The organism is Spirosoma areae, assembly GCF_054781775.1.
Genome location: NZ_BAAGTT010000036.1, coordinates 327,013 through 353,716 on the forward strand (window position 1 = coordinate 327,013; position 26,704 = coordinate 353,716).

At 53.2% G+C, this 26,704-nt stretch carries 19 protein-coding genes; 10 read left to right on the plus strand and 9 right to left on the minus strand.

Features of this window, described 5'->3' with window-relative positions; all coding sequences use genetic code 11:
- Positions 1-39 precede the first annotated feature (39 nt).
- From ACYVI1_RS22345 to ACYVI1_RS22360, 4 genes are all read right to left on the minus strand, one after another.
- Positions 40-1,287 (minus strand): ABC transporter permease, encoded by a 1,248-nt coding sequence (locus tag ACYVI1_RS22345; RefSeq protein ID WP_460913037.1) that lies wholly within the window; start codon positions 1,285-1,287, stop codon positions 40-42.
- Positions 1,288-1,368: 81 nt separating this feature from the next.
- On the minus strand, positions 1,369-2,031 hold the full coding sequence (locus ACYVI1_RS22350; protein ID WP_460913039.1) for an ABC transporter ATP-binding protein: 663 nt from the start codon (positions 2,029-2,031) through the stop codon (positions 1,369-1,371).
- Positions 2,032-2,097: 66 nt separating this feature from the next.
- On the minus strand, positions 2,098-3,528 hold the full coding sequence (locus ACYVI1_RS22355; RefSeq protein WP_460913070.1) for a TolC family protein: 1,431 nt from the start codon (positions 3,526-3,528) through the stop codon (positions 2,098-2,100).
- A gap of 147 nt (positions 3,529-3,675) precedes the next feature.
- Positions 3,676-4,935: an efflux RND transporter periplasmic adaptor subunit gene (locus ACYVI1_RS22360; RefSeq protein WP_460913040.1), complete on the minus strand. Its 1,260-nt coding sequence runs from the start codon at positions 4,933-4,935 to the stop codon at positions 3,676-3,678.
- A 290-nt stretch (positions 4,936-5,225) separates the two neighbouring features.
- On the opposite strand from ACYVI1_RS22360, the gene ACYVI1_RS22365 reads away from it, so the two are divergent.
- From ACYVI1_RS22365 to ACYVI1_RS22390, 6 genes are all read left to right on the plus strand, one after another.
- Entirely contained in the window at positions 5,226-5,483 is a 258-nt protein-coding gene (locus ACYVI1_RS22365) for a hypothetical protein (RefSeq protein ID WP_460913041.1), read from the plus strand.
- A 125-nt stretch (positions 5,484-5,608) separates the two neighbouring features.
- On the plus strand, positions 5,609-7,579 hold the full coding sequence (locus ACYVI1_RS22370; protein ID WP_460913043.1) for a hybrid sensor histidine kinase/response regulator transcription factor: 1,971 nt from the start codon (positions 5,609-5,611) through the stop codon (positions 7,577-7,579).
- Positions 7,580-8,016: 437 nt separating this feature from the next.
- Positions 8,017-9,222: a lipase family protein gene (locus tag ACYVI1_RS22375; protein ID WP_460913044.1), complete on the plus strand. Its 1,206-nt coding sequence runs from the start codon at positions 8,017-8,019 to the stop codon at positions 9,220-9,222.
- A gap of 74 nt (positions 9,223-9,296) precedes the next feature.
- Positions 9,297-10,442, plus strand: a complete 1,146-nt coding sequence (locus tag ACYVI1_RS22380) for a sensor histidine kinase (protein ID WP_460913045.1) — start codon at positions 9,297-9,299, stop codon at positions 10,440-10,442.
- Positions 10,443-10,530: 88 nt separating this feature from the next.
- Entirely contained in the window at positions 10,531-11,076 is a 546-nt protein-coding gene (locus ACYVI1_RS22385) for a carboxymuconolactone decarboxylase family protein (protein WP_460913046.1), read from the plus strand.
- 96 nt (positions 11,077-11,172) lie between these two features.
- Positions 11,173-11,976: a mycofactocin-coupled SDR family oxidoreductase gene (locus ACYVI1_RS22390; protein ID WP_460913047.1), complete on the plus strand. Its 804-nt coding sequence runs from the start codon at positions 11,173-11,175 to the stop codon at positions 11,974-11,976.
- A gap of 9 nt (positions 11,977-11,985) precedes the next feature.
- On the opposite strand, the gene ACYVI1_RS22395 is transcribed toward ACYVI1_RS22390, so the two are convergent.
- Positions 11,986-12,858 (minus strand): helix-turn-helix domain-containing protein, encoded by an 873-nt coding sequence (locus tag ACYVI1_RS22395; RefSeq protein ID WP_460913048.1) that lies wholly within the window; start codon positions 12,856-12,858, stop codon positions 11,986-11,988.
- Positions 12,859-13,143: 285 nt separating this feature from the next.
- Here ACYVI1_RS22395 and ACYVI1_RS22400 point away from each other — a divergent pair, with 285 nt between their 5' ends.
- Together ACYVI1_RS22400 and ACYVI1_RS22405 are read left to right on the plus strand one after the other, a co-directional pair.
- A complete protein-coding gene (locus ACYVI1_RS22400; RefSeq protein WP_460913049.1) occupies positions 13,144-15,057 on the plus strand; it encodes a sodium:solute symporter family protein in 1,914 nt (637 codons plus the stop codon).
- 12 nt (positions 15,058-15,069) lie between these two features.
- A complete protein-coding gene (locus ACYVI1_RS22405; protein WP_460913050.1) occupies positions 15,070-16,317 on the plus strand; it encodes a glycoside hydrolase family 130 protein in 1,248 nt (415 codons plus the stop codon).
- Here the strand turns inward: ACYVI1_RS22405 and ACYVI1_RS22410 are convergent.
- The 4 genes from ACYVI1_RS22410 to ACYVI1_RS22425 all read right to left on the minus strand — a co-directional run bounded on the left by ACYVI1_RS22410 (position 16,309) and on the right by ACYVI1_RS22425 (position 23,284).
- Positions 16,309-17,286, minus strand: coding sequence for an NADPH:quinone oxidoreductase family protein (locus ACYVI1_RS22410; protein ID WP_460913051.1), 978 nt, complete (start codon positions 17,284-17,286; stop codon positions 16,309-16,311). The genes ACYVI1_RS22405 and ACYVI1_RS22410 overlap by 9 nt on opposite strands.
- A gap of 78 nt (positions 17,287-17,364) precedes the next feature.
- Complete coding sequence (locus ACYVI1_RS22415; protein WP_460913053.1) at positions 17,365-20,559, minus strand: efflux RND transporter permease subunit; 3,195 nt, start codon at positions 20,557-20,559, stop codon at positions 17,365-17,367.
- Positions 20,560-20,638: 79 nt separating this feature from the next.
- Positions 20,639-21,751, minus strand: coding sequence for an efflux RND transporter periplasmic adaptor subunit (locus ACYVI1_RS22420; RefSeq protein WP_460913054.1), 1,113 nt, complete (start codon positions 21,749-21,751; stop codon positions 20,639-20,641).
- Between the two features lie 192 nt (positions 21,752-21,943).
- A complete protein-coding gene (locus ACYVI1_RS22425) occupies positions 21,944-23,284 on the minus strand; it encodes a TolC family protein (protein WP_460913055.1) in 1,341 nt (446 codons plus the stop codon).
- A 360-nt stretch (positions 23,285-23,644) separates the two neighbouring features.
- Here ACYVI1_RS22425 and ACYVI1_RS22430 point away from each other — a divergent pair, with 360 nt between their 5' ends.
- Entirely contained in the window at positions 23,645-25,387 is a 1,743-nt protein-coding gene (locus tag ACYVI1_RS22430) for a glutamine--tRNA ligase/YqeY domain fusion protein (RefSeq protein WP_460913056.1), read from the plus strand.
- 104 nt (positions 25,388-25,491) lie between these two features.
- On the plus strand, positions 25,492-26,613 hold the full coding sequence (locus ACYVI1_RS22435) for a DUF262 domain-containing protein (RefSeq protein WP_460913057.1): 1,122 nt from the start codon (positions 25,492-25,494) through the stop codon (positions 26,611-26,613).
- Positions 26,614-26,704: the final 91 nt, after the last annotated feature.

Sequence of the window (26,704 nt, forward strand, 5' to 3'; positions counted from 1 at the left end):
GAAGACAGTCACCCTGCTCCTTGCCCCCTGCTCCGTGCTTTAAGATTTGAGCGCTTCGGCGATGTTTAGTTTCGACATGCGTAAGGCGGGTAATACGCCCGACAGGAGGCCGAAAATCAGGCACACGAGCAGGCTGATTAAGAACACGTTCATATTGATGGTCAGGTCGGCGTAAGCGAGCCAGCCGCTGCTGTTGATGAGTTGAATGATAATAAAACTCAGCCCCAGCGCAATGGCCCCGCCAATGAACGTAATGAACATATTCTCGACGATGAACTGCCACAGGAGGGTTCGCACGGGCGCCCCAAAGGCTTTGCGGATGCCTATTTCCGAAGCCCGCTCCATGATGCGGCTTACGTTCACATTCACTAAGTTGACCGCCGGAAGGCCCATCAGCATAAACATGATGAACGCAATGACCCCGAAAAAAATGGTCTTCAGCCCCTTGTTTCCATCTAAAATGGTGCCTACAAAATTTTCTAAGTACGGCTCGCTTTTCACCTCCAGCACCGAATACTTGAAGTCGCCCTCAACGCTGGGTAACGGAATGCGGCTGATGTGGTTCTGGAACTCGTCATTGATAGCGGGCAAATCGCCTTTGTCTTTGGCCAGCACAATCGCCATATAACTACCCCGAAGCCCGCTGTTTTGATAATTACTTTTGGGGGCTGTATAGGGAAAATAAACGTCAGCATAGCTGAATAGCCGTGTAATCGGGCTGCCTCTCACGACACCAATCACCTTATAATGAATGTTTTCGATTTCAATCTCTTTACCGATAACGGGGTCCGCACTGTTCTCGAAATATTGCTTCTTAAAGGTGTCGGTAATCACCGCGACGTACTCGCCGTTGGCAATGTTCTGTTCATTATAGGGCTTTCCTTCGAGGAACTCAAATTGCGTAACCTCCCAAAAATCAGCGTCAGTAAATTTGGTATACAAATCAATTTTCCGGGAGCCGACATAGGTATTCGAGGTATTGAACATCGAACAAATAGTTACCCGTTCTGGTGTTTTCAGCGATTTGGCATAGTCCGTCAAAAACTTAAAACTCATGGGGCCAGCATTTCGGGAACTCCGGGCCGAATCGGTTTGGGTCATCATGTCGATGTAGAGCGACCGGTCCCGGTTGGTTTCGGGATAGTGACTCCCAAACAGGTGGTCGAGAAAGGAGGTCAGCACCATCAGCACCGTCAGCGTGAGGCTAATGCCGAAGAGCGTAATGAAGGTGTAAAACGGATGCCGCAACAACACCTTCCAGGCGATTTTGATGTAGTTCAGTAGCATAGGATTTGGAGTTTTTAGCAGGGAGCATGGAGCACGGGCGCGGGGTAGGGAACTCCCTGCTCCATGCCCCGCGCTCCATGCTTATACCACCTGCGTTCCATCGAATAACCTTACCAGCCGATGCGTGCGTTTGGCCATTTGTTCGTCGTGCGTTACCATCACGATGGTCGTACCACCGTCGTTGAGTTGCTGCAGGATGTTCATGATTTCGATGCCCATCGCGCTGTCGAGGTTGCCGGTAGGTTCGTCGGCCAGAATAATGTCGGGGTTGCCCACAATGGCGCGGGCAATGGCGACGCGCTGTTTCTGCCCGCCCGATAATTGCTTCGGGAAATGCTTCATGCGGTTGCTCAAACCCACTTTCGCCAGCGCGTCTTTGGCATACTCCTGACGCGGTTTGCCAATGGATGCACGATACAGCAGCGGAATCTCCACGTTGTCCATCACCGACAGGTCGTTGATGAGGTGAAAGCTCTGGAATATAAACCCGATTTTCTGGTTCCGCAGCCGGGCCAGTTCTTTGTCGCGGTACTGCATAACGGGCTGACCGTCAAGCTGAACAGTGCCTTTCGAGGGTTCATCGAGCAGGCCCATCACGTTCAGCAACGTACTTTTGCCGCACCCCGACGGGCCCATGATGGAAACGAATTCGCCTTTCTGGATGTCCAGATTGATGTTGTTCAGCGCCAGCGTTTCGATGGTGCTGGTCCGGTACACTTTTTCGATGTTTTGGAGGGTGATCATGGTTTTTAGGCTTGGAGCAAGGTGCAGGGTGCAGGGATTTCCGTGCTCCCTGCACCTTGCTCCAAGCTATTTTATTTTCCGGTTTGTTTCAAAATCATACAACGTCAGTAAGCGAAGGGTGTAAAACGCCTGCCAGTAGTCGCGCAGGGCGATGATGGCATCGCGACGGGCGCGGTCTTTTTCCTGCGTGGCAATGCCGAGGTCTGTCACACTCAGGTCGCTGAGTTTAAAACGGTCCTGTGCAATCTGGTAGCGGCTTTGACCAATCTGGTCGGCTTTTTCAGTTAAAATTACCTGCTGGCGAAGCATCTGAAGCAGCGTCACCTGCGTGAAAATCTCCTGTTCAAAAGTCAGTTTGTCCTGCTCCACGGTTTGCTGGGTCAGTTCGCGGTTGGCTTTGGCTGTTTCGACTAATGCCTGCGCCCGGCCCCAGGTTACAATGGGCAGCGTAAACTGAAGCGAAACGTACTCGCGGTTCTGCGGGCGGATGTACACGTCACCAAGATTCGGGCCTTGATTCGACAAGCCGTAACCGGCGGTAAGTGTGGCGTTCAGACCATTGTTTTTGCGTGCTTTTTCCAAATCGCGGTCGGCTTCCAGCACGCGTCGGTGAAACCCGATAGCCCCTGCCCGATTGGCAATGGCTTCGTTGATGGCTTGTTTCACGTCTACCGTCAGAACTGGAATCTGGTTGGGAATCGCCAGTTCAAGCTGACGCAGTTGGCCATTGTTTTCGTCGCGCATACCTACAAACGACCTCAGTTTCAGCGAGGCCACAGCCGCCGTTTGCCGGGCCGAGGCCAGGTCTTTTTCGGCATTCAGAACACTCAGTTGCAGTTGCAGCAGGTCGTTCTGCGAAATCTTGCCGAGGTCTACTTTATGCAGGGCAATTCGGTAAAGCGTATCGTTGTTGGCCCGGTTGGTCTCGGCAATTTGCAAATTTACCTGCGCCACCAGCAAATCGAAATACAGCGTAGTGGCCGACAGCGATACCTGTTCGAGCGATTCGATAAGCTGCTGATTTCCTTCGGCATACAACAGGGGCTGAATCCGGCGGTCCCAGCGCATGGGGTTGAACTGAAACAGCGGCTGCGACAGCCCAATGCCAAACGGAATGCCATTATAGAGCGTGTTTCCCTGAATGAAATTGTCGAACCGCTGGAGTTGTTTCTGCACAAAAATGGTTCCGCCCGTTGGCGCAATGGTTTGGCTGAGCGATAAGTTGAGCACTGAATTATTATACGACACCGGCTCAAACCGGATGTTGCCATCGGGCTGTGTTACCTGGATATATGACCGCGTGAAATTGGGCAGCGACCCGTCTAAACTCAATTGGGGTTTAAACTGGGCCAGAAACGAGCGGTATTGCCAGACGTTCGTGCGTTGCTGGGTATTGGCTCGTTTGGCCGCCACCGACTGCGCCTGTGCCAGTTGCACCACTTCGCTCAACGTGATTGACTGCGCCTGCGTTTGACCAACTATACTAAGCAAACTCATCAGAAAAAGATAAAGACGGCTCCTTCCCGTGGCCTGTGTCCTCACAGGCCATTCATGCGTCAGCCAGAGCAGGCCATCCGGCGGAGTGGCCTGTGAGGACACAGGCCACGAGAAAATCATGAGTTTATAAATGCGGTTCATAGCGGGTTAGCGTTTGGGCTCAATAGTAATTTCCTCCAGATGCTCATACTGACTCATGTCGGTCAGGATGATTCGTTCGCCCGCCTGCAACCCCTGCTTAATCTCCACAAAATCGAAGTTCGACAAGCCAATCCCGACTTCCCGCCGATGGGCTACAGCACCTTCTTTGGTTACTACATAAATGAACTGCGTCCGCTTGCCCTTAAACGCCGGTCCATTGGCTACCCGGACGGCCCGCGCCACCCGGTCCGTCACGACAAACACATCGGTTTTCATGTTCGGGCGCAGCGACGCATGCCGGCTGTTATCCAACTGAATCACGAACTGCACCACGCCATTTTTAACGGCGGGTTTCACCTGCGTGATCAGCCCCCGCAGGTTCGTTTCATTCACCTTCACAATCACAGGCAACCCCGTTTTGACCTGGTCGGCATAGACGTCGGAACACGACCCTTCGACCCGGAAACTGGCTAAATCGGCCAGTTTGGCCAGCATTTCACCCTCATTCACCGACGAGCCGACGTGTTCGTTGACCCAGGTCAGCACACCGGGCCGGTCGGCAATGATGTCGGCCTGTTTGAGTTTGTGGGTCAGCTCTTTCAGGTTCTTTTCTTCAATCTGAGCCTGTAGGGTTGTTTCGCGCAGGCTGGCGCTCATGGATTGCCGGTTGTAGGCGAGGTCGTTTTCTAACTGTTTTTTCTCTAACTCGGCCACGCGCAGGGCGTTTTCGGCACGGGTGACCTCTTCGCCAGTACTCCCGCCTACTTTCTGCAATCGTTTGGCGCCCTCCAACTCTGCCCGCAACCGGTTGATGCTGAGCAGCTTAATCTGGTCGGTCACTTCGGCATCGTAGAGACTTTTATTCAGTTTCATGCGTAGCTGATCAATACCGTTGCGTTTCAGAGCCAACTGGTCGTTCAGTTTTTCGAGTTCGATTTGGGTCAGGGATTTGTCGAGATCGAGAATGGCCTGACCGGGTTTTACCGCAGTGCCGGGCGTGAGCAGCACCCGCCGGATACTGGCCCGAATGGGGCTGGTATAAATCTGCTCGTAGGCGGGTATCACCTCGCCCGCTGCGTTGAGGGCGTTTTCGACGGGGCCAATCTCCGCCGTTGCCGTGCGGATTTTATCGGCGTCAACGGAGGTTTTAATGGCATTACGCAACCCGAAAATTGCCGCCACCACCGCCAGCAAAACGCCCCCGCCGATGAGTAGTTTACGGTTTCGGGAACGGGTGGCTACTGCCGGGGCAAGTTCTGTATCCATTGGTTGTGTTGTATTGCTCCTATAGAGAGCCAAACAACGTGCCAGAGGGTAATAGCCTGCCAATCAATTAGTTGCACAAGTTTATTCTTAAAAAAATGTGCGATTTCGCACAGTTCGCTGCGGAATCGCACGGCTGCCGGGCCGACGTTTCGGTTGGGGGTGGTTAGTGCTGTCCCAAACGTAGTAGGTATTGACCCAAATGGGACAGGGCGTTTGTGCGCTGGGAGAGACCTTTGACTTATCCAAAGCGGATACCACTTTTAACCCAACAATGTAACGGTTTGTCAGCCATGAAAACGCACCTTCTTTCCTTCGTCGCTTCCCGCCTAATCATCCTTTCTTTAGTAATCAGTGCAATGGGGGGCTTAGCCGCCTGTCAGCAGGAATCGGTCGTTCCTGAGTCAGCGTCGGTTCACATGAATTTCCAGACCCATGAACTGGACACCATCAATCCTCAATTGCCCCGGTCCGCGACTCCCGTCGACGGTTCATCTGAGGAAGATTTGCCCGTTACCGACCCACAACCCCATCAGCCTAAAGATTCCTGATGGGGTGTGAACGTTACGTGTCGTGTCCGTGCAACAGGCCCCTATTGCTTTGCCCGGGAACTCTATTATTTTTGTCGGGCTGGTAGCCAACAAAGCAAGTTCATGGAGCGTAAGCTCGCAGATTGATGAAAACGAAAATTTTATTGGTCGATGACGAGGATGATCTGGAGACACTTTTCAAACAGCTTTTCCGGCGGCAAATTCAAACCAGTCAGTATGAATTTATTTATGTTCGCGACGGGCTGGAAGCCTTAACCGTTATTGAGCAGCAACCCGATATTGATGTTGTCCTGAGTGATATCAATATGCCGGGTATGGACGGGCTGACCCTGCTGGCTAAACTATCGGAGGTTAATCCGATTATCCGCACCGTTATGGTAACGGCCTATGGAGACATGAACAACATTCGGACGGCCATGAACCGGGGCGCGTTCGATTTTCTGACCAAACCCGTCAACTTCAAAGACCTCGAAGCCACGCTCGAAAAAACAATACGGTTCGTGAACCAGCTACGGGAAACGGTTGAGTTAAAGGCCGTTGATGAAATGAAAACCCGCTTTTTTGCTAACATCACCCACGAACTACGTACTCCCCTGTCGCTAATTGTTTCGCCCGTCGATACGTTGCTGGAAACCGCTGACCTGCCCGCGCCCTATCAGCAGCAGTTGTCGATTGTGAGTCGGAATGCCCGGCAGTTGCTGCGGCTAATTAACCAATTGCTGGACATCAACAAACTGGAGGCCCGGCAAATGGACTTAGTTAACGAGGTAGGCGACTTACCGGGTTTTGTTGAGCAACTGGTGGATTTGTTTCGCCCCTCCACCGACATCAAGCAACTGGCCCTAACCTATCAGACGGATATACCCCCCGGTAATTACCTCTTCGATGCTGGCAAATGGGAGAAGATTTTGTACAATCTGTTGTCCAATGCCATCAAATTCACCCAAACCGGCGGCATCACGATTCAGCTTTCTCAGACGTTCACAACCGCCCGATTGACCGTGAGCGATACCGGCATTGGCATTCCCGCCGATAAACTCCCGCATATTTTCAACCGGTTCTACCAGGTCGACACATCCCGCACGCGCGCCTACGAAGGTACGGGCATTGGCTTAGCCTTAGTGCATGAACTGACGGCCCGGCTGGGCGGCACCATTAGCGTTCAGAGTTGGGTGGCGGGAGCCGCCGAGCCGCCGGGCACCCGGTTTATCCTGGAGATTCCGGTTCAGCAGGCGGGCCATCGTCCCGAAGCTCAGCCCCTTGCTGCCCCGACCCTGCACATCGACCTACCGCTTCTAACGAACGGTCCAGCCGGTAGCGCTGATTCAACGTTATCCGACAGTACACCGTTGCTGGTTGTGGTGGAAGACAATGCGGAACTTCGGGAGTTTATCGTGGCCGAACTGGCCACGACCTACCGGATTCGGTCGGCGGCCAATGGCTACGAAGGCTGGCTGCTGGCCAAAGAGGAGTTGCCCGATGTGATCATTTCGGACCTGATGATGCCCCGCATGGACGGTTACGCCCTCATTGAGCAGGTAAAGACCGACCCGGCCACGAACCACATTGCTGTAATGCTGCTCACGGCCAGTCTCGAGCAGCACAGCCGGCTAAAGGGGTTCGAGTTTGGCGCCGATGAGTATGTTACGAAGCCTTTCCACATGGGTGAACTGCGGCTGCGTATCCGCAACCTGCTCAGTCGCCAGCAGAAGTTGCGGGAACAATACCGGCGGCAGTTTGCCCAGCCCGATGCACCGGCTCCCCTCGAAACCATGCAGGATCAGTTTCTGCGCCGGCTGTATCAACTCGTTGAGGATCGGTTAGACGACTCCTCACTCAGTGTCGAATGGGTAGCCGACCAGTTGGCCATGAGTCGCAAAACCCTGTACCTTAAAGTACATTCGTTGCTGCATCTGTCGCCCAATGAGCTCATTCGTCAGTACCGGCTCCGCAAGGCCATCGACCTGCTGCGGGCGGGCCATAATGCCTCAGAAACGGCTTATTTAACGGGCTTTGAGTCCCCTTCGTATTTCACCAAAGTCTTCCGGGAATTTTATCAGCAAACCCCAACGGATTATGTAAGCAGTAAGTTATAAGTTATTGGTTAAGTACTTGAGCTATCAACTTTGACAAAGCTGATAGCTCTGATAATCAATGAGATACAATATCAGCTTTGTCAAAGTTGATAGCTCTGCGTAACTACTTAGTAGCTTATTGCAACAATCAATAACGCATAACGTACTGCTTTATCGGCGCATGGGCGGCCTCGTAGCCGTTTGATTACCCATTTGTGACAGGATTGGTAACAGGAGTGATAGGCCCTGTGCGAAAATTCATCAACCTTTGTTTACCTCACCGCTAAAAGAGTTGTCCCGGTTACCTGATCAATCCACCACCTTAAACGTGTCAGCCTTCCTCTTTTAAATTTTCCTGGCTTTCCGCCTTCTATCCTCCCAATAACGACTTTTACTGAATTGGCAAATCCGTAAAAGTCGTTATCTTAAAAACGTTCAATTGTAAATTACTCAAGCCAATGACACCCTTTAGGTTTTTAAAATCATGGCGCTCGCTGCCGGTGGTTTTCGTCCTCGTTTTTTGTGTGGCGGGTTGCACCTCCCCAACCACAGACCCCCAGCCCACGGCCAATCAGTACTTAGTTAGCAGCACCAGCATTGCCACCCTGACCAAAGATCAATTGGCCGCCCAGGCAGCCGTTATCAACCCCATTTATGCGGCCTTACTACGCCAGGGCATATCGGTGGTTAAACTCGTGTATAAAACCAAAAACTGGGACGGCAGCGACATCCAGGCATCGGGCCTGCTGCTGTTGCCCACCACGACCGATGCCGTTCCGATGATTAGTCAGCAGCATGGCACCATCTTCAGTGATGCCGACGCTCCCTCCAATTTCGGCCCCGGAAGCGAAGCCTACCAGGTGTCGGCTATTTTTGCGTCCATCGGGTACATTATTGCCTGCCCGGATTATATTGGGTTTGGCGAGTCGAGAAACCTGCCGCATACTTACGAACACCGGGCCAGTCTGGCGCAGGCCAGTTTAGACATGCTGCGGGCGTCGCGGGAGTACATCAGCGATAACCCTGCCATCAAGTGGGATTCGCGGCTGTATCTGACGGGCTATTCGGAAGGAGGTTTCGCGACCATGTCCCTCTACAAAAAGATGCAGGAAGAAGCGCCGGCCGAATTTAACCTGCGGGGGGTTTCCTGCGGGGCGGGGGCCTATGATAAAACGGGTTTCATGAAGGCTCTGCTCACCCAGAAATCGGCGGGGGTAGCGCAGTGGAACCAGGCGTTTTTGTGGGTGCTGCTGACCTACGATCAACTCTATAAACTCAACCGGCCCCTGTCGTTCTATTTTAAAGAGCCGTACCTAACCGAAATTCAGAAAAACCGGCAGTTGGCTACCCTCGACATTAGCTTTGACCAGGTGCTCACGGATTCTTTTAAAGACGGTATTTTGAAAGGTACAGATACCGCCTTTCTGAACGCCGTGGCCGATAATAACGTCTATGACTGGAAGCCGCTGACGCCCCTGCAACTTTACCACGGCGACGCCGATCCGCAGGTGTATTACCTGAACTCGAAGAATGCTTATGAAGCCATGCAGGCGCGGGGTGCGGGCAAAACGGTACAACTCTTTACCAGTGCCGGCAAGACACACATTCAGACCATTCCCGACTGGTTGCTGGGCACCTACAGCCTGTTTACGACGGTGCAATAGAAACCTTTATCCACACTATTTTTCACTCATCCAGGTCATTTTTTCTATCTACACTATTTTTCACAGTCCTCCCGATGATTCGTTTGCTGTCGGTCTTCCTGGTACTTTTGGCCTTATCGCCCATTCTGGCCCAGAACCGGAGGATCGACAGCCTGCAGACGGTATTGGCTACTCCCTCTCAGGCCGACACGCTTCTGGGCAATCGGCATAATGAGTTGCCAGTAGCCCGGCTCCGAAAAGACCAACAACTACAGCCCGAAGCCATCCGGTTGCAACGTCAGCTACGCTACACCTCACTGGCCGTGCTGGTTCTGATTGCCAGCCTGCTAACGCTTCTCTATAGCCACAACAGCCAGAAGAAACAGGCGAATAGGCTATGGCAGGAACTCCAGCACCAGCGCGACCAGACCCAGCAGGCCCTCACGGATCTAAAAACCACCCAAACCCAATTAGTCCAGAAAGAGAAAATGGCCTCTCTGGGCGAACTCACGGCAGGTATCGCCCATGAGATTCAGAACCCGCTCAACTTTGTCAATAACTTCTCCGAAGTCTCCGCCGAGATGGTCGACGAACTGGTCGACGAACACCAGAAGCCCCAGCCCGACGCCGACCTGGAAACCGAACTCCTGACCGACCTCAAAGCCAACCTGACCAAGATCCTCCACCACGGCCAGCGCGCTTCCAGCATTGTTAGGGGAATGCTGGAGCACTCCCGCAACTCGTCGGGCGAGGTGCAGCCCACCAACCTCAACGCCTTAGCCGATGAGTTTTTGCGCTTAGCCTATCATGGCCTGCGGGCCAAAGACCAAAATTTCAACTGCGACTTGGTAACTCAGTTCGACTCCACCCTGGGGCAGGTACCGGTGATGCCCCAGGAGATGGGCCGGGTGTTGCTGAACCTGTTTACCAATGCCTTTTATGCCGTGCGGGAGCGGCAAAAGCAGGGTGAGGCTACCTACAAGCCCACCATCACGGTGAGCACGCTGAAGACCAAGACAGGCATCCAGATTCGGGTGACCGACAACGGAACGGGGATGTCCCGGAACGTGCAGGAGAAGATTTTTCAGCCGTTCTTCACCACCAAGCCAACGGGCGAAGGCACGGGACTGGGTTTGTCGCTGAGTTATGACATCGTTACCAAAGGGCACGGGGGTACCCTGACGGTGGAAAGTCAGGAAGGCGAAGGCACCGAGTTTATCATTCAGTTGCCTGCCAGCTAAATAGCCTTCTTCTGTGCGTTTTGATTACTGATAAACGCTATCCAAAACCCCTAAGACTTATATTTACTCAACAAACGCTTCTGCTACGATGCCCCGCATTACGCCCCTTCGCCCCATCGAAACCCCGCCCGACGTGCAAACTGCGTTCGATGAACACGTTGCCCATTACGCTGGCAGCCGCATCACCAACATGAAGGCCACGCTGGGCCGGTCGCTGCTGTCGTTTCAGGTGTATATGCAGTGGTATCCGCTGTATGAGCAAGTGAAGGAACTACTGGGCAATCGACTGGCGTACCTGTTCGCCCATGCGGTGTCGGAAAGTTCAAATTGCCCGCTCTGCACCACGTTTTTCCGGCGCATCATCATCGACAACGGCGAACACCCCGAATCCCTGCAATTGACTGATCATGAACAGCTACTGATTGATTTCGGCAGTGAAATTGCCCAGCATAAAGGCGAAGTGACCGATGACCTGTTTGAGCACATCAGCCAGCACTTTACGGATGAGCAACTCGTCGTATTAGTCGCGTTTGCCGGGCAGATGATTGCCACCAACGTCTTCAACAATGTGCTGCAGGTCGAGATTGATGAGTACCTGTATCCATACAGCAAGTCGATGGTCATCAGTCCGTAGTCGATCGTTGGCGGGCTGCAAATCGTGCGAACGTAGTACTCCTGACCATTTACAATCGACTACGGACTGACAACCATCGACTTATAACTCCCATTTATGGCTGATTTAACAGGAAAAGTGGCGTTTATTACCGGGGCGGCTCATGGGCAGGGGCGGGCCGTAGCGCTGGCCTTAGCGCAGGAAGGTGTCCATATTGTGGCGTTTGATTTGGCGAAAACCTTAGCCTATCCGGGCTATGCAATGGGGTCGACGGGCGAGTTAGACAGCCTGAAGCTGGAATGTGAAGCCTTTGGTGTTCGTTGTCTGCCCGCACCGGGCGACGTTCGCAGCGACGACGACATCCGCCGGGCTGTCGATGCCGCGCAGGAGCAGTTTTCCCGCATCGACATCCTGTTCAACAATGCCGGCATTTGCGCCTATGGATTAGCCCACGAACTTCCCGAAGCCGAATGGGACGCTATGCTCGACATTAATCTGAAAGGGGCCTGGTTAGTGGCCCGGCGTGTGATTCCGCTGATGATGGCCCAAAAATCGGGCGTCATCATCAACAACTCCTCCATTGCGGGCCTGCGCGGCATGAACCGGCTGAGCCACTACGCAGCCTCAAAGTGGGGTCTCGTCGGCCTGACCAAATCGTGGGCCATCGAACTGGCACCCTATACCATTCGGGTCAACTCCATTCACCCGACTGGGGTAAACACGCCCATGAACGACGGCCTGGCCGAACTGGAAGGCACCACCACGCAGGCCATCGCCGAACGGTCGGCGGGGAATTTGCTGCCCGTTCCGTGGGTTGAGCCGGAAGATGTATCCGCGATGGTCTTGTATTTAGTCTCCAACAAAGCCCGCTACATCACGGGTTCGCAGTTTGTGCTGGATGCAGGCCTGCTCACGCGGTAGGCCTGAACCTCACACGAATACGCGCGTGCCGGAATAATTCTGCCGAAACTCGCGGGGTGTGCAGCCGTTTTTGCTGCGGAAGATTCGGTTGAAATACGACATGTTGTTGAAGCCACACCGGTAAGAAACTTCGGCGATGGTGTGGGTCGTGTCGATCAGCAGCCGGGATGCCTGCCCCAGCCGGATTTCGTTCAGGCTTTCAATGAAGGTTTTACCCGTGCGTTTTCGGATGAATCGACTAAACGACACCTCGCTCATGTTAACTAATTTAGCCACGTCGGCCAGCGATATTTCTTTGTCGTAACTTTCGTGCATGAACGAAAACGCTTTCTCGATCCGGCGGCTGTTGTAGTTGATCTGGTCGTTGGTAAAGGTCGTGTTGGAAAGGGTTCGCATGTTACGGGAGGTGGACAGGTCGTGCAGAATCGACATGAGTTCCAGCACCGAATCGAAGCCGTTTTTCTGAGTCAGAGCCTCCAGCCGTGGCTGCATCCGTTCGGCCGTCTCCTGCGAAAAAAGGATGCCCTTCGCCGACCGCTCCAGCAACGTGCGGATAAAGCTAAGCTGGTTTCGTTTGAGCAATTTATCGTCGAACAGATCCCGGTGGAACTGAATCGTCACCTCCCGAACATCTTTGCAGGAACCGGTTGGATCGAACCAGCCGTGCGGCAGGTTGCTGCCCACCAGTACCAGATCAAAATAGCCGGTAGGCTCGGTATGATCGCCAACAATACGCTTTACACCCTTGCCATTGGCCAGAAAATTCAGTTCGAACTCCTCATGATAATGCAGGGGAAAATCGAAGACTTTTTCGGTTCGGTGAAAGAGGGTGAAACAGTCACTTTGGGTCAGTGGCGTTATCTCCCGGTAAATTGTGGTCATGGGTCGTTCAGGTTATTCGGCAATCAGGCAGGGCAAATATACATCAACGCTACAGTTAAAAAAGTATTAAAGCAGTGCCGGCGAATAGAGATTTGCTTTAATGGGAATACTGAAGACAAACCTTAGAACAGTACTTCGATTGACGGTTTTATACGAGACATCCCGATTCAATTCGTATTAATTTATACAGCCTGTTCTATAGAATGCTAAATAAGTATTATATAGAAGACAATCTATGCTTATACATTTACCCACGTTAAACGTCACCCGGTGGTGTACTGAACCATGAAACTCTCTACGCTCGACATCAGCATTATCGTTGCGTATTTAGTGGCCGTTATCGCGCTGGGGTTAGTGCTCAAAAAACGGGCTTCCCGCAGTAAAGAAGCCTACATGCTGGGCGGCAAAACCCTGCCCTGGTACATGCTCGGCCTGTCCAATGCCTCTGATATGTTCGACATTTCGGGTACGATGTGGATGGTATCGCTGGCGTTTGTGTATGGGCTGAAAAGCCTCTGGATTCCCTGGCTGTGGCCGGTATTCAACCAGATTTTCATGATGATGTACCTGTCCGTCTGGCTGCGCCGGTCCAACGTGACGACTGGGGCCGAGTGGATCAGTACACGCTTCGGCACGAGTGGGTGGGGCGTCACGGCCTCCCACACCATCGTTGTCGTATTTGCGCTGCTGGCCTGTCTGGGCTTTCTGGCGTATGGCTTCGTCGGCCTGGGGAAATTCGTCGAGATTTTCATACCGTTCCAGACTATCCAGGCTTACGTACCCTTCGCGGTGTCAGCCGAATACGTACCGCATTTCTACGGGATCATCTTCACCGCCATTGCGGTGTTCTACGCCATTCTGGGCGGCATGACCAGCATCGTGATTGGCGACGTGCTCAAATACGCCATCATGAGCCTTGCCGCTGTCGTGATTGCCTGGATCGCGATGGATAACCTGAGCGTTCAGGCCCTGAACGTTCCGGCAGGCTGGTACACCCCCTTCTTCGGCTGGCGGTTAGACGACCTCAACTGGACCGGCATCATCGGCGAAGTGAATGCCAAAATCAAATCCGATGGCTACTCGCTGTTCGGCATTTTCTTCATGATGATGAGCTTCAAAGGCATTCTGGCGAGTTTAGCCGGTCCGGCCCCAAATTATGACATGCAGAAAATACTTTCGACCAAATCGCCCCAGGAAGCGGCTAAAATGAGCGGTATTGTGTCCATCGTGCTGCTGCCGGTCCGCTACGCCATGATTATGGGGTTCACCGTGCTGGCCCTGCTTCATTACGACCAGCTTGACCTGAGGTCAGCGACTGGTCCATCCGGTCTGGGACCATCCGGTTTGGGACCATCCAGTTCGGGCATCGACTTCGAAAAAATTCTGCCCTCAGCCATCCTCCAATTCGTTCCGGCGGGGCTGATGGGGCTGCTGCTGGCGGGATTGCTGGCGGCTTTCATGGGTACGTTTGCCGGGACGCTCAACGCAGCTCAGGCGTATATCGTCAACGACATCTACCTCAAATACGTCGAGCCTAAAGCGACCAACAGCCGCATTGCCAGCATGAACTACGGGTCGGGTCTGCTGGTGGCGGGTGTGGGTGTGCTGCTGGGATTTTTCGCCAAAGATGTCAACAGCATCCTGCAATGGATTGTGTCGGCCCTGTACGGGGGGTACGTGGCGGCCAACGTGCTGAAGTGGCATTGGTGGCGGTTCAATGCTAGTGGTTTTTTCTGGGGAATGCTGGCGGGTATCGTTCCGGCGCTGGTGCTGCCCTATGTTTTTGAGGAAACGCTGGAGTTGTACTACTTCCCGCTGCTGTTTGGGCTGTCGCTGGCCGGGTGCGTGGCCGGTTCGCTGCTGACGCCCCCCACCGACGAACGAACCCTGAAAACCTTTTATAAAACCATCCGTCCCTGGGGTTTCTGGGGACCGATTCAGGCGAAGGTAGAAGCCGACGACCACGCCTTTGAAGCCAACAAAAACTTCCGGCTCGATATGCTCAACGTCGGGGTGGGCATTGTGGCCCAGTGCTGCCTGACGATGCTGCCCATGTATCTGATTATCAACATGAACACCGAGTTCCTGATTACGCTGGGCATTCTGGCCGTCTGCGCCTTTATTCTGAAAAAAACCTGGTGGGACAAGCTCCCCGCCGATGCACCTGAAGTGGCGCTGAAGCGGGTATTGACGCACTAACGCATTGACAACATGAACTCCCTATTCACCAAACGCCTGGCTCAGTTAGAGGAAGCCCATTTTGATTTACTCACCCGCGAAAACAGCCCGCAGCCCATCGGCAACGGCATCTTCGACCGCTACCGGCATCCCATCCTAACGGCAGAGCATACCCCGCTGTTCTGGCGGTATGACCTCAACCCCCACACAAACCCCCACCTGATGGTGCGATTCGGCATCAATGCAACCTTCAACGCCGGGGCCATCAAACAGAACGACAGCTACCTGCTTGTGGTACGGGTGGAAGGCGTAGACCGGAAGTCGTTTTTTGCCGTGGCCGAAAGCCCCAATGGTGTGGATAATTTCCGATTTTGGGACCGACCCATCATCATGCCCGAAACCGACGTACCCGACGGCAACGTGTATGACATGCGGGTGGTACGGCACGAAGATGGCTGGCTCTACGGCCTGTTCTGCACCGAGCGAAAAGACCCCGATGCCCGACCGGGCGACGAATCGTCGGCGGTGGCGCAGTGCGGTATTGCCCGCACCCGCGACATGATCACCTGGGAACGCCTGCCCGACCTTAAAACGCCATCGCCCCAGCAGCGCAACGTGGTGCTGCACCCGGAATTTGTGAACGGGAAATACGCCTTTTACACCCGCCCGCAGGATGGCTTCATCGAAGCGGGCACGGGGGGAGGCATCGGTTTCGGCCTGGCCGATTCGATGGAAAACGCGGTTATTGAGACCGAATACATTGTCGACGAAAAGCACTACCACACGGTCTATGAAGTTAAAAACGGGCAGGGACCGGCTCCCATCAGGACTGACAAAGGCTGGCTGCACATGGCCCACGGCGTTCGGAACACAGCAGCGGGCCTGCGCTACGTGCTGTATCTGTTCCTGACCGACCTCAACGACCTGACGAAGGTAACGCACAAACCAGCCGGGTATTTCATTGCGCCGGATGGCGAAGAGCGCATTGGCGACGTTTCGAACGTAACGTTTGCCAACGGCTGGATTTTAGACGACGATGGCCGGGTGTTTATTTATTACGCTTCCTCAGACACCCGGATGCACGTCGCGACCTCAACGCTCGACCAATTGCTGGATTATGTCCTGAATACGCCCCCGGACGGTCTTCGCTCGGCTTCGTCGGTGGAGCGGTTAAATAGGCTGATCGACCGAAACAGGGCATTTCAGCCGGTTGAAGCGATGGCTGTGACGGATACACTTCTGGCTGAGCAGCGGAACGAGGTGAGCCCCCGATTAGGATAGCACCACCACGGCCTTGCCGATAACCCGGCGTTCCATCATGTCGGTCAGGGCCTGCGGGGCTTCGGCCAATGAATAAAGTTTAGCGATATGGGGCGATAGTTTACCCTGCATGACCCAGGTGGCGATGTCCTGCATATTTTTGGCATTCAACGCAACTTCTTTCTGAGCAAACATCCCCCAGAACACCCCCACCAGTGAACTACCTTTGAGCAGTGCCAGATTGAGCGGAATCTTTGGAATCTCGCCCCCGGCGAAACCCACCACCAGATATCGCCCCCGCCAGGCCAGCGACCGGATGGCCGGTTCAGCCCATTTATCCCCAACCGGATCATACACCACATCGACGCCCTTCCCTGCGGTGATGTCTTTAATGCGTTCGCGCAGGTCGTCGGTGGTGTAGTTAATGAGGTGCGTGGCGCCTTTTTGCTGGCAAACAGCCAATTTATCGCCGGTCGACGCAGCGGCAATGACAGTAGCCCCCATAAGTTTCCCCAACTCAACGGCGGCTAAGCCAACGCCCCCGGCAGCCCCCAGCACCAGTAAAGTTTCGCCAGATTTGAGTTGGGCGCGGTCTTTCAGGGCGTGGTACGACGTGCCAAAGGCGTAAAGTGTCGAAGCACCCGTTACGAAGTCCATCCCATCAGGAATGGGGATCGTGGCGCGGGCATCCGACACCCGCTGGTCGGCCAGCCCACCGTGCGACCCGAAGGCAAACACCCGGTCGCCGGATTTCAGATGCGTTACCCCCTCGCCTACGCCCACCACTACGCCGGACGATTCGCTGCCCGGCGAAAACGGCAGCGGGGGCTTAAACTGGTACATATTTCGGATGGTGAGCGTATCCGGGAAATTCAGGCTGCACGCCTTGACCTGCATCAGCACCTCGCCGGGGCCGGGCACTGGCGAGGGAATCTCTTCGAGGGTGAGCGTGTCGGGCAGGCCGTAGGCGTGGCAGAGAATGGCTTTCATAAGGGTTGTTTGTAGTTTACGGTTTATAGCTGGCGCACGTAACCATGCGTCCGCTAACTATAAACCGTAAACTACAAACTATTTATCCACCATCTGCGGTTGCTCCTGAGGTTTTTCGTCCGCCTTCTTGGCGGTCTTCTTCAAGGCGTCTAATCCTTTCTTTCCATACGCCAGGCGCGTAATGCCAACATACAACACCGGCACCACGAAAATAGCCAGCGAGGTAGCCGCCAGCATACCGCCCAGCACCGTGCGGCCAATGGTGGCCCGGGCAACACCACCGGCCCCACTCGCTAAGGCCAGCGGCAGCACGCCCAGAATAAACGCCAGCGAGGTCATCAGAATGGGGCGTAGCCGCAGCCGGACGGCTTCGATGGTCGATTCGAGCAGGTCTTCGCCCCTATCCACCCGCTCTTTGGCAAATTCAACAATCAGGATGGCGTTTTTGGCGGCCAGGCCGATGAGCGTAATCAGGCCAATCTGGGCATAAATATTGTTGTTCAGGTACGGAAACAACAGCAGCGCAACGATGGCCCCGAACGCGCCGATGGGCACCGACAGCAAGACCGAAAACGGCACCGACCAGCTTTCGTACAGAGCCGCCAGGAACAAAAAGACAAACGCGATGGAAAGCGCGAAAATATAAACCGAACTGCTCCCGGCGTTGATTTCCTCACGACTCAGACCCGAAAAATCGTAGGAATACCCCGCAGGCAGCACCTTGTCGGCCACCTCGCGCAGGGCCTGAATCGCCTGACCGCTGCTGTAGCCCGGCTTGGACCCGCCGTTCAGTTCGACCGCCCGAAACAGGTTGAAGTGCGAAATAAGCGGGGCATTTTCGATGACACTGGTTTTAATCACGGCGCTCATCGGAATCAGTTGCCCACCCTGATTGCGAACATAAAACTGATTCAGCGATTTTACGTCAGCCCGGTACGCGGTGTCGGCCTGGGCCACCACCCGGAATTTGCGCCCGTAGATAATGAAGTCGTTGACATACTGACTACCCAGATAGGTCTGCATCGTTCGGTACACGTTGCTGACCGAAAGTCCGAGTTTTTTGCACTTTTCCCGGTCTACCTCAACGCGATAGGCAGGGGTTTTGGCCGTGAAAAACGAGAACGCCCGGGCTATTTCGGGCCGTTTGTTGGCTTCGGCCAGGAAGTTCTGTACCACCCCATCGAACGCCCGCACATCGTCGTTGGTTTCGCGCTGCTGAATCTCGAAGGTGAAGCCCGAACTCTGCCCCAGCCCCGGAATGGCCGGTGGCTGAATAACCTGCAACCGCGCATCGTTCAGGCCCGACAACGCCCGTTGCAGTTTAATAACAAGCGAATCAGCCTGCAAACCGCGCTCCGTGCGCTCATCCCAGGGTTTTAGCTGAATAAATACGGTGCCACTGTTGGACTTGGACGCAAACGTAATGGCATTTAAGCCGCCCAACGCTGAGAAATGGGCCACGTAGGGCTGTTTTTTCAACACGTCCATCACCTTGTTGAGCACCACCAAACTCCGCGCCGTCGAAGCCGCTTCGGGAATTTCGTAGGTCACAATCAGCCGCCCTTCGTCTTCCGTTGGGATAAACCCGGTGGGTTTGGCCCGGAACAGGAACCCCGTTCCGATGTACAGCACCACCAACCCCACAATGACTAAGGGCGTTGCTTTGATGAGCCGCTGAACCCCGGTTGAGTAGGCGTTGGTTACCCGCTCGAACCACCGATTGAATCTGTAAAAGAACTTGTTTAAGCCCGTCGCCTTTTCGTCGATATGCATCGGACGCAGCAGCAGCGTACAAAGTGCGGGCGTTAATGAGAGGGCTACAAACGCCGAAATCAGCACCGACACAGCGATGGTGATGGCGAACTGCTGATAGAGCCGCCCCACAATGCCCGGAATAAACCCAACCGGCACGAATACAGCCGCCAGAATCAGCGCGATGGCGATAACCGGCCCCGAAATTTCGCGCATGGCCTCCCGGGTTGCTTCTTTCGGCGACATCCCCTTGTCGATGTTCACCTGTACGGCTTCGACCACCACAATCGCATCATCGACCACGATGCCGATGGCCAGCACAAACGCAAAGAGAGTCAGGGTGTTAATGGTAAAACCGAGTGGCACAAACAAGGCAAACGTACCGATAATCGACACCGGAATCGCCAGCATCGTGATGAGTGTAGCCCGCCAGCTTTGCAGGAATAAAAACACGACCAGCACAACCAGCAGCAGGGCTTCGCCCAGTGTTTTGACCACCTCTTCAATGGACACCTGAATCACCGAAACCGACTCGAACGGCACCACATAATTCACATCAGTCGGAAATGTCTTTTTTAGGTTGTCCATTGCGGCATAAACACCCTTTGCCGTTGCCAGCGCGTTGCTACCCGGCAGTTGATACACCAGCAGGTAAGCCGCCCGGTTGCCATCGACAAACGAGTTGCTGGCGTAGGAAAATTTGCCCAACTGCACCCGTGCAACGTCTTCTAAGTAAACGAGCGAGCCACGAGCCGGGTCAGAGCGCACCACAATCTTTTTGAACTCGTCTTCTTTGCTCAGCCGGCTGTTGGTGAAAACCGTGTATTCAAACGCCTGCGAAGCCGGTTGCGGAGAGGCCCCCACCGAGCCACCCGCCACCTGTAAATTCTGCTCCTGAAGGGCCGCCACCACATCGTCGGAGGTAAGGCCGAGTTGGGCCAGCCGGTCGGGTTTGAGCCAGATACGCATACTGAAATCATCGGCCCGGCTGAAAATATCGCCCACACCCGGTACCCGAAGCAGCGCGTCGCGGATGTAGATATTGGCGTAATTATCTAAGAATGAGACATTATGCGTTTTGTTCGGCGAGTAAATAGCGACCAGCATGAACAGCGATGGATTCCGCTTGCGAACCACAACGCCCAGCCGGGTCACTTCTTCGGGAAGTTGCGGCTGGGCAATGCCTACGCGGTTCTGCACGTCTAAGGCCGCAATGTTGACGTTCGTGCCCACGTCGAAGGTGACGTTCATGGTCATCCGGCCATCGTTGGTGGCGTTGGTCTGTACATAACTCATGCCCGGCGTTCCGTTCACCTGCGTTTCGATGGGCGTTGCTACGGTCTGCTCCACCGTTTGGGCATCGGCGCCGGTATAGGTGGCCGACACCTGCACAACGGGCGGGGTGATGTCGGGATACTGGCTGACGGGTAAACTTAACAGTGCCAGTAACCCCAGCGCCACAATCACGACGGACGCGACGATGGCAGTAACGGGCCGATTGATGAAGATTTCTGCGAGCATAATTAAATGAGTGAATGAGCGAATGAGCGAATGAGTGAATAACTGGCGCATGCAACTATTCACTCATTCGCTCATTCACTCATTGATTATTAACCTTTACCACCGCCCCTTCCCGAATTTTCTGCGTGCCTTCCGTTACGATGGTTTCGCCTTCGGTCAGGCCGTTTTTCACGATGACTTTGTCATTGATGCGGGCGCCGAGGGTCACTTTTTTCTGCGTCACTTTACTGCTGTCGCCCACGACGAATACAAAATATTCACTCATCTGCTCCGTCACGGCCTGGTACGGAATCAGCAACTGGGCGTCACCCGTGCTGTTTTTCACCCGAACGTTGGCGTTCAAACCCGGTTTCAGTTGCTTCTCCGGGTTCGGGAACGCGATTCGCACTCGCAGCGTACCCGTTTGCGGGTCAACGGCCCGGTCGACAATACGCAGTGAGCCGGGATATTTGTAGGAATTGCCATCGGGCAACAACAGCATGAGTGTTGAATCCCGGACGCTGTTTTTTTGATGTTGTAGTTTCAGGAAACGCGGAATTTGAGAGGCATCTATTTGTAAATCGGCGGCAATCGGATTGTCAGACGAGATGGTATTGAGCGGCACAGAACCGGGAGCCACAGCCGCGCCCTGCCGCACCTGCGAGATGCCAATGGTGCCATCCATCGGGGCGTAAATCGTGGTGTATTTCAGGTTCGTACCCACCTGCCGAATGGTTGCCTGGGCCGCTTCGACCTGCATTTTGGCCGCTTCGAGCGTAGCCGTTGCATTATCGACCACCTGCCGGGCAATAGCGTCCTGCTGAGCCAGTGTGGTATAGCGATCCGCGTCTTTCTGAGCGCGGTTCAGGTTCGCTTTCTGAACGTTCAGGTTCGCTACGGCCTGGTCGTAGCCCGCGCGGTATTGCTGCGGGTCGATGGTGTAGAGTTTCTGCCCTTTCCGGACGTGCTGCCCATCCTGAAAGAAAATGCCCGTGATGTTGCCCGCTACCTGCGGCTGAATTTCCACTTCGAGCAGGGGCGTTACGGTTGCCGGGAATTCGTCGTAATATGTGGCATTGCCTTTGGTAGCCTTCACCGCCGTAACGGGCGTTGGGGGCGGAGGAGCCTGCTGCTGAGTCTCTTTCTTGTCGCCACAGGCAGCGAAGAACAAGACGGTTGCTATCAACAAAAATACCTTACTATTGGATTTCATTTTGTTCGTTATCCACGTTTAATTCGTCACCACCGAGGTCTGTGTCCTCACAGACCGTTCGTCCGGATGGTTTTTTCTGACGCGAAAGCGGTCCGTGAGGACACGGACCTCGGGAAAGGGGGCCCTACCTGAGTGAATTCACCGGTCTACAAACCTGGCGTCGCTACGCGACTTTGCAATAGACTCATTTTCTCAAAACTGAATTGCGCCCAATGCCCGCTGCACATCCAACTTGCTGATTAATACCTGATAAAGTGCATTAAATACGTTTAGCCGGGCCGTTCGCAGGTCGGCTTCGGCAATGGTCACGTCTAAGTAGGTTTTCACGCCGGAGCGGTATTGCAGGTTGATAATTCGGTACACATCCTGCGCGAGCATCTGGTTCTCGCGCAGGGCCAGATAGTTTGCCAGGTTGCCTTTGTAATTCGACAATGCCTGTGCGTATTCGGCATCGACCGCACTCGTCAGGGCGGCCAAATCCCAGGTCAATCGCTGAACCTGCAACTCAGCAATTTTCGTTTGCTGAATCCGTCGCCCCCCCTGAAAAATGGGCAGCGCCACCGACAGGCCAATCAGCGAGTTCGGGAACGTCTGGCTGTAAAGCTGGCCGAAAAAGTTGTTCTGAAACAGCAGGTTATAGTTGGCGTTGGCGTTCACCGATGGCAGATAGGCCCAGCGATTATAGCGAACGTTGGCGTCCAGCAATTGCCCCTGGGTTTGCAGAAGCTGGTATTCGATGCGGCTCTGTGGATTGGCCAGCAAGGTTGTATCGACCGTGATTTCATTGGCTAACTGCAGGGTGTCGTAGGTTAGCGTGAGGGGCAAATTGGGCGGGTAGCCCATCAACTGCTTCAGCGTCTGCACCTTCGCTCCCACCAAATCGCGGTATTGCTTCTGCTGAGCGCGGGTATTCGTCAGGGCGATGGTTGCCCGCAGCGGGTCGGTTTTGTCCACAATGCCCCCCTGATACTGGTTGGTTGCATCCTGAAGGCTGCGTTGCAGGCGGGTAATGTCCTCGGCCAGAATATCGACCTGCCGTTGCGTCAGAATCACGTCGTAAAACGCCTTGCTGACCGTCACAACCACATCAATTTTGTTTCTGACCGTGACCTGTGTCGCCTGAGCGCGATAGGCATCGGCGGTTCGGCTGGCTAACAGCAAATCACGGTTAAAAATACTTTGGGATAGTGACAGTGAAACGGTAGACGTATTCTGCGCGCCCAATGCAACGGGTCGTCGTTCGCCGGTAGCGGCATCGGGAATGAGCGTAACGGGCAGCTTGAGGTAATGCAGCACGTTATAGGAAGCCCCAAGTTGCGGATACCACGCGGCCAGAGCGCTTTGAATCGTGCGTTCAGCAATTGCCTGGTCAATAACCGACTGCTGCACAAGGGGTTGATGTCCTAATGCATACTGAATGCAATCTGGCAGAAAGGCCTGTTTCGACAGCGAATCGGTTGGCTTCTGCGAGATTGTGTCAGCCGACAAAAACCACCCAATCATAACAAGAAAGCCGGTAATTATTTTCTTCATATACCGTCGACTATGAGACGCCGTTGGCTGATAGTCAACGGTGTGTACTATCCCACAACTCGTTCCAGTTACCTTTTTGTTCGCTCAGTACCAATAAATTAACGACTGCTTTTAGGCTACTTAGGTAATTTTTCGGTCGTCCTGTTGCGTAGAATACCCCTATAAACTAACGTTCATAACGGAGAATTTTTGGTATTTATCAGCTACTTACGGCTGCTCCACCAACCTGTTTCCTCAAGCTACGCTCCATGCGGGTTCGACGCCATTATCTATCCATTCGTTTCAGCATCCCTACCCTTTCGTTTGCCAAACCCGGCCAAAGGATGTAATTTCGGAACTTTATCGTAGTGATTAAGCGACATGGCCGACCGAACAAACGAACCGAACGAAACTACTCCCGACTCAACCAGCGCGGCTGACCGCAGCAACGCTGGAGACTCGCTCAACTTTATTGAACAAATTGTTGAAGAAGACCTGGCCTCCGGTAAAAACGACAGGCGTATTCATACCCGCTTTCCGCCCGAACCCAATGGCTATCTCCATATCGGCCACGCCAAATCCATCTGCCTGAACTTCGGGCTGGCCGATACATATGGCGGCCAAACCAATCTCCGGTTCGACGACACCAACCCCGTCACCGAAGATACCGAATACGTCGATTCCATCAAGAACGACGTGCGCTGGCTCGGCTTCGAGTGGGAAAACGAATTCTACGCATCCGATTACTTCGACCAGCTTTATCAGTTCGCCGAAACGCTGATTCAGAAAGGGTTAGCCTACATAGATGATTCGACCTCGGAGGAAATTGCCACCCAGAAAGGGACACCCACCGAGCCAGGACGCATGAGCCAGTACCGCGACCGGAGCGTTGACGAAAACCTCGATCTGTTCCGGCGCATGAAAGCCGGTGACTATCCCGATGGAGCCAAAGTGCTTCGGGCAAAGGTGGACATGGCATCGCCGAATATGCAGCTCCGCGACCCGATCATTTACCGCATCAAACACGCGCACCACCACCGCACGGGCGACACGTGGTGCATCTACCCCATGTACGACTTCGCCCACGGGCAGTCGGACGCCATCGAGCATATTACGCACTCGCTCTGCACGCTGGAATTTGAAGTACACCGGCCTCTGTATGAGTGGTTTATCGACAAACTCGACATTTTCCCATCGCGCCAGATTGAGTTTGCGCGGCTCAACCTGACCTACACGGTCATGAGCAAGCGGAAACTGAAGCAATTGGTGGAGGATGGTCACGTGACCGGCTGGGACGACCCCCGAATGCCAACCATCGCGGGGCTTCGGCGACGGGGCTACACGCCTGCCAGCATCCGCGAGTTTGCCGACCGCATTGGGATTGCCAAACGCGACAACCTCATCGACGTGGGGTTGCTGGAATTTTGCCTGCGCGAAGAACTCAACAAAACCACCCACCGCGTAATGGCCGTGCTCGACGAAAAACCGCTGAAACTCGTCATCACGAACTATGAAGCTGGCCGCGAGGAAATCATGCGGATAGAAAACAACCCCGAAGACCTGAGCGCGGGCGAACGCGACGTACCGTTCAGTCGGGAGGTGTACATCGAGCGCGACGATTTCATGGAAAACCCGCCGAAGAAATTCTTCCGGCTGTTTCCGGGTGGCATGGTGCGGCTCAAGGGTGCGTACATCATCAAATGCGACGAAGTCGTAAAAGACAATGCGGGCGAGATTATCGAACTTCGCTGTAGCTACATTCCCGAAAGCCGGAGCGGTTCCGATACGTCGGGCATCAGCGTGAAAGGTACGATTCACTGGGTGTCGGTACTCCATGCGGTTGAAGCCGAGGTGCGGTTGTACGACCGGCTGTTCTCGGTCGAGAACCCGGCTGCCGACGAGCGGGAGTTTCGGGAGTTGCTGAACCCCAACTCATTAGACGTGGTGCGGGCGTTTGTCGAACCGGCGTTGGTGGAAGCGGCCCGGTCGGGTTCGCAAACTAATTTCCAGTTTATGCGGAAAGGCTACTTCATCCTCGACCCCGACTCCACCGCTGAGCGGCCCGTCTTTAACCGAACCGTGACGCTGAAAGATGCCTGGGCGAAGGAGTTGAAGAAGGGGTGACATTCGGAAGGGGTGAGAGAATTTACTGTCAACAACTGTTAGTTAACGTGCCAAACTATAAGTTAACACGATTAACCAACTACTATATTTATGATAATTCAATTATGGCAGTTAACAATCTATTAGATACCAGCACTGTAAGTTTCAGCGATATTATTGGTAACGGCAAAATATATCAAGTGCCAACTTATCAAAGAGATTACTCATGGGAGGAAGATCATTGGGAAGACTTATGGAATGATATAACATCTATAACTGACAATGATTCTATACATTATATGGGTTCAATTGTACTCCAGAATCATGGCGACAAAAGGTACACTATTATTAACGGACAACAACGGTTAGCCACTTTAAGTATAGTAGCTTTGGCCACTATAAGACTAATTCAGGACTTAATTGATAAAGGCATTGATGAAGAGCCTAACAAAGAAAGGATTAGTCTACTAAGTAGCAAATTCTTAGGTGATAAAGATCCTGCATCGCTAACTTATTCAGCTAAGTTAGCATTAAATGAAAATAATAATAGTTTTTATCAGTCGCATTTAATGGTTTTCCGAGCACCAATTAATGAGAGAACATTACGAGATTCCGACAAATTACTTTGGAAAGCTTATAATTTTTTCAGGAATATTCTGCAAAAATATTTTAACAATAATCCTAATGGAGAGCAAATAGCCATATTTTTAAATAAAAGAGTGGCTGAAAGGCTTATGTTTATACAAATAGTGGTAGAAAATGAGGTTAGCGCTTATACAGTTTTTGAAACATTAAACTCCCGTGGCGTTGATTTAACAGTAACAGATTTACTTAAAAATTATCTTTTTTCCGTTTCTACGCGAACTGATTTAGTACATGTTAAGGAAAAGTGGCAAAGAATTGTAGACACTGTGGGACTTGATACACTCCCAGCCTTTTTGCGCCATTATTGGATATCAAAGCATAAATTAATAAGGCAGGAATATTTATTTCGAGCAGTGAAAGAAATGGTTAGAACATCTATTGATGTCATTGATCTATTAGACGATCTTGAAAAAGATGCTCAGCTCTATAACGCATTAACTAATTCATCTGATCCATTCTGGATTGGCTTGAGAGAAGCTCGAAAAAGAATTAAGGAACTTGAATTATTTAAAGAAAGACAGGCATTACCTTTATTATTGGCCGCTTATAATAATCTCAATATAGAAGAATTTTCGGTAGTGGTAAATGTCAAGCTGATTTAGTTTGATTATAATGGTTAATAAAGTTGAGTGTACGCGCAAAATGACTATCATCCGTTTTGGCAAAGGACAGCGTTTTACGGGTTAGGTGAGG